This is a genomic window from Micromonospora sp. MP36 (genome assembly GCF_008119785.1).
In the GTDB taxonomy this organism is placed as follows: Bacteria; Actinomycetota; Actinomycetes; order Mycobacteriales; family Micromonosporaceae; genus Micromonospora.
Map to the genome: position 1 here is coordinate 1 of NZ_VSFA01000217.1, position 4,054 is coordinate 4,054.

A 4,054-nucleotide genomic window follows, 5' to 3' on the forward strand; every position below is an offset into this window, starting at 1 on the left:
TGGCCGGTGAGCAGGCTGAACGCCTTGACGTTGAAGGTGAAACCGGGTGGCGTACGGTCCACCCACAGGTGCGCCGTCCGCTCGGCGGGTGGCGAGTAGTAGGTGGCGTCCACCTCGACCAGCGGGAACTGCCGGGCGTAGTACGCCAGCCGCTTCTCCGGGGTGTCCGCGGTCTGCGGGTACCAGCCGGAGTCGAGCAGGGTCCGGTCGGTCCACGAGGCGGTACCCACCTTGAGCTCACCCATGGGGCGAGTCCACCGCGTCCGGGACCGACCGGCAACCCGGGGCGACGCTCAGGCCGCCCGCCGCTCCCGGGTCTGCTTGCAGGACACGCAGGAGGTGGCGGACGGGAAGATCTCCAGCCGCTCCACGGGGATCGGCGCCGAGCAGCCCTCGCAGAAGCCGTAGGTGCCCTCTTCGAGGCGGGTGAGCGCGTGTTCGAACTGGGCCCGCCGGTCCAGGATGCTGCGCAGCAGGGACTGCGCGGTGTCCCGCTCGGCGGTCTTGGTGCCGCTGTCGGCCTGGTCGTCACCGGCGGTGTCGCCGACCTCGACCAGCCGCAGCACCTGGCTCTGCAGCACGGCCTGCTCGTACTCCGCGGTCAGCTCGTCGTACCGCGACCGCAGGGACTGCCGGATCTGGTCGACCTCCGCCTGCGAACGGCCCGTGGCTGTCGTGTCGTGGACGAGCATGGCTGCCTGCCTTTCCTCGGGGCCTCATACCCGTCCGGGGCGACGAGCGCCCCGGACCGGAACGTTGGGGTGCGCGGGCGAGATCACCCGTGCTCTGTGAGCCGGGCGATTACCCACCACCTCGGAGGATCAAACCGGGGATTTGGGTGGCCTTCCACCGCATTCGTGCGCTGTTGCGCCGCCCGGTCCGTCCCCGGCCGTCCCCGCGGCGGCCCGGGCGTCCGGGCTGTCCGGCTCGGGTCGCCGGGTCAGCCGGCCTCGACCACGGCCGGGTGGCGCGGGTCGTCGGCGCGGACCACCACGTCGGCGAAGGAGGCCGGGGCGACCTCGTCGGCGTACCGGGCGAAGGCGGGCAGGGTCCAGCGCAGCTCGGGACCGGTCCGCCGGTCCAGCGCGGCCGGGGAGAGCTCCACGTGCACGGTGACGTCGAAGGGCAGCCCGCCGCCGAGCAGCAGTGACCCGCTGACCAGCACCACCCCGCCGGGCGGCAGCTCCACGTACGCCGCCCGGCTGGCCCGGTCGGCGGCGGCGTCCCACAGGGACGGGAGCAGCCGGCCCGAACCATCGGGACCGGCGGGGTCGAGCACCTCGCGGCGCAGCCCTGCCTCGTCGATCCAGCCCTCGTAGTACGCGTCCGGGTTGGTCCGGCCGTGTTCCAGGCGTACCGAGGCGGGCCGGAGGAAGTCCGCGGCGCGTACGTGCAGCACCGGCCGCCCGGCGGCGCGCAGCGGGTCGACCAGCGCCCCGGCGAGGGCGTCCGGGTCGGCGGCCGGCGGGCCGTCCACGGCCACCCGCAGCCGGCCCGGTACGGCCGTGCCAGTCAGCCGGTCGGTCAGCTCGGTGACGAGGCGCTCTGGCGTGATCGGACGGACCCGCATCCGACCATCCTGCCCGGCGACCGGACCGGCGGGTCAGCCGGTGCGGTCGATGGTGACGCGGGCGTCGTCGGCGAGCCGGTAGCCGACCCCGTAGACGGTGGTGACCAGCGGGACGTCCACCCCGACCTTGCCGCGCAGCCGGCGGACGTGCACGTCGACGGTGCGGACGCCGGCGTGCTCGTACCCCCAGACCGCGTTGAGCAGTTGCAGCCGGGTGAACACCCGGCGGGGGTGGGCGACCAGGTGCAGTAGCAGGTCGAACTCCAGCCGGGTCAGCGGCAGCGGCTCGCCGTCGCGCAGCACCGACCGGGAGGCGGCCAGGATGTGCAGGGTCGGGATGGTCGGCGCGAGCGGGCGACTGGGCGACCGGCCGATCGGCACCGGGTCGGCCCGGCGGTCGACCGGCCCGCCGCTGGTGACCACGGCGTCGCCGCGTTCCAGCAGCTCGCGGGCGGCGTCCAGCAGTCGCCGGGCGGCGGGGCTCAGCGACTCCTCACCGGCCAGCGGGATGTGGAGGGTGACCGTCAGCACCGAGGTGGTGGTGTTGGCGGGGCGACGCTGGCCGCCGGGGGGACGACCGGGAACCGCGGGTTGGGACGTATGCCATCCGGCGCGCGACGAGGCGGGGCTGACCGACATGGTCCTGCTTCCTACTAGTAGCTCATGGCTGAGCGGTTCGGATGGTTCGCTCTCCGCTCGGCTGGTGCCGGGCTGGAGTCCTGGACCGGCAGTCTGGTCCGGTGGCGATCGGTCCGGTCCTGCAGCCGGCCCACTCGTCAGCCTTCAACGCGCCGAACATCCGCTTCCGCCCGTCCGGATCGTTGGTGCGTCGGCTGATCGCCCGCCGGACGTCGACCTTGGCCGCCGCCAGGTTCGCTGCGATGTCGCCGATTGCGTCGCGGACGGTTTCCTTCCACGCATTCGCCAACACACCAAACAACGCGTGCGTGCCGTCGGCCAGCCACCGGTCCCGCACCTGCCGGTCTCTCAACCCGGACCCGACCCCGCCGATCGAGCCGTAGCGCTGCCACACCTCACTACGCACCCGGCCCAGCCGGCGCGCCTGCTTTACCAGGACGGCGTACTTGCCCGGATTCAGGTGCGCGGAGTAGGCGATCCGGGTGACCTTCACCGGTCATCCTCCGCAGCGCGGTCCGTTCTTTCCCGCACGCTCCCGTAGCGACGCAGCCCGTCCAGCGGGCGCGAGAACCTGTGCACCACCGCCGGCAAGTCCCCGACCAACTCCTGCCGCAGGGGCATTCGCATCGTAAGCACGGAACCGCCCACCCGCTCGCCGAGCCGGCCGATCCCATGCACGCTACCCACAGCAGTCAACATCGACAGTTCTAAAACAACCACTCGTCGCTGCTCCTTGGCTGGTCCGGGTTCCCACGGCCCCGGGATGCCGCTTCGTCGATGCTTCCCGGCACCCAAGTGAGGGTCAAGAGGGGCTACGTTTGCATGAATGTGACAATTGACGAACACAGCGGAGCCAGGCGCTCGCTCTGTGTACGAGCCAGACCATTACAGCAGAGCGGCGAGATGACCCGTTACGGGGGGTCCCCGCCCGGTTGCCCGGTTCACCGTGGCGGCCCGCCGGCGCATGCGACGGAAGCGCGGCGCACCGGGCCACCCGGTACGCCGCGCCGTCGGCGCGCCGCGCTCAGCGCTGGCGGTCCACCACGATCCGGGCCTCGTCGGCGAGCCGGTAGCCGACGCCGTACACGGTGGTCACCACCGGCGTGTCGGCGCCGAGCTTGGCACGTAGCCGGCGCACGTGGACGTCCACGGTACGGGCCACCGCGTGGTCGCACCCCCAGACGTTGGCGAGCAACTGGAGCCGGGTGAACACCCACTGGGGGTGCTCGGCGAGGAAAAGCAGCAGGTCGAACTCGATCCGGGTCAGCGGGACCGGCACGCCGCCCCGGCGGACCACCCGGGTGCCGGCCAGGATGCGTACCGTGTGGGGCTGCTCCGCCGGCGGGGGCGCGGCGGCCTCCGGGGTGGCCGGCGCGGGTGGCTCGGCACCCCGCCGCGGGTCGAGCACGCGGACGACCTGGTGCTCGTCGGCCCGGACCACCCCCTCGCCGGACGCGGCGAGCTCGTCGAGGAGGTCGACCAGGCGGGCCAGGCCGGGCGTCAGCCCGGCGCCCAGGTCGACGGTGATGGTCAGGGTGGGCGCGGTGCGGGGTCGGGGCGGCGTGGCCCGGTCGGGGCGGCCGGACCGGTGCGGGCGCGGGGAGATGGCGACGACGGACATGGAGCGTCCCTGATCAGCTTAGTGATCCTGAGTCGGATTGAGTTTCCGGGATCGTTTCCCACCGTGCTGGGGACGCGTGGGCGTGGAAGTGGAATCCCGCGCCCAGGGCGGCTCCGCGTGGCTGGTGGCCGGTGGTGGGTGTGCTGGTCGTGTTCACGCCCTGGTGTCGGTGGGCTGCGCGGGGCAGCCTCCGGTCCGTTGGTGCGTGTCCCTCCGGACGCTTA

At 73.0% G+C, this 4,054-nt stretch carries 6 protein-coding genes; all 6 read right to left on the bottom strand.

Annotation, left to right across the window (positions count from 1 at the left end; translation table 11 throughout):
* Positions 1-245, bottom strand: a 245-nt coding sequence (locus tag FXF52_RS40530; RefSeq protein WP_148804937.1) for a DUF72 domain-containing protein, incomplete at its 3' end; no start/stop codon positions are given.
* A gap of 48 nt (positions 246-293) precedes the next feature.
* Positions 294-692, bottom strand: coding sequence for a TraR/DksA C4-type zinc finger protein (locus FXF52_RS40535; protein ID WP_148804938.1), 399 nt, complete (start codon positions 690-692; stop codon positions 294-296).
* Positions 693-940: 248 nt separating this feature from the next.
* Positions 941-1,570: a uridine kinase gene (locus FXF52_RS40540; RefSeq protein WP_148804939.1), complete on the bottom strand. Its 630-nt coding sequence runs from the start codon at positions 1,568-1,570 to the stop codon at positions 941-943.
* Positions 1,571-1,603: 33 nt separating this feature from the next.
* Positions 1,604-2,209 (bottom strand): winged helix-turn-helix domain-containing protein, encoded by a 606-nt coding sequence (locus tag FXF52_RS40545; RefSeq protein WP_148804940.1) that lies wholly within the window; start codon positions 2,207-2,209, stop codon positions 1,604-1,606.
* A 22-nt stretch (positions 2,210-2,231) separates the two neighbouring features.
* Entirely contained in the window at positions 2,232-2,702 is a 471-nt protein-coding gene (locus FXF52_RS40550) for a hypothetical protein (protein WP_148804941.1), read from the bottom strand.
* 531 nt (positions 2,703-3,233) lie between these two features.
* Positions 3,234-3,830 carry a winged helix-turn-helix domain-containing protein gene (locus FXF52_RS40555; RefSeq protein ID WP_148804942.1) on the bottom strand — a complete coding sequence of 199 codons (597 nt, stop codon included), beginning with the start codon at positions 3,828-3,830 and terminating at the stop codon, positions 3,234-3,236.
* Positions 3,831-4,054: the final 224 nt, after the last annotated feature.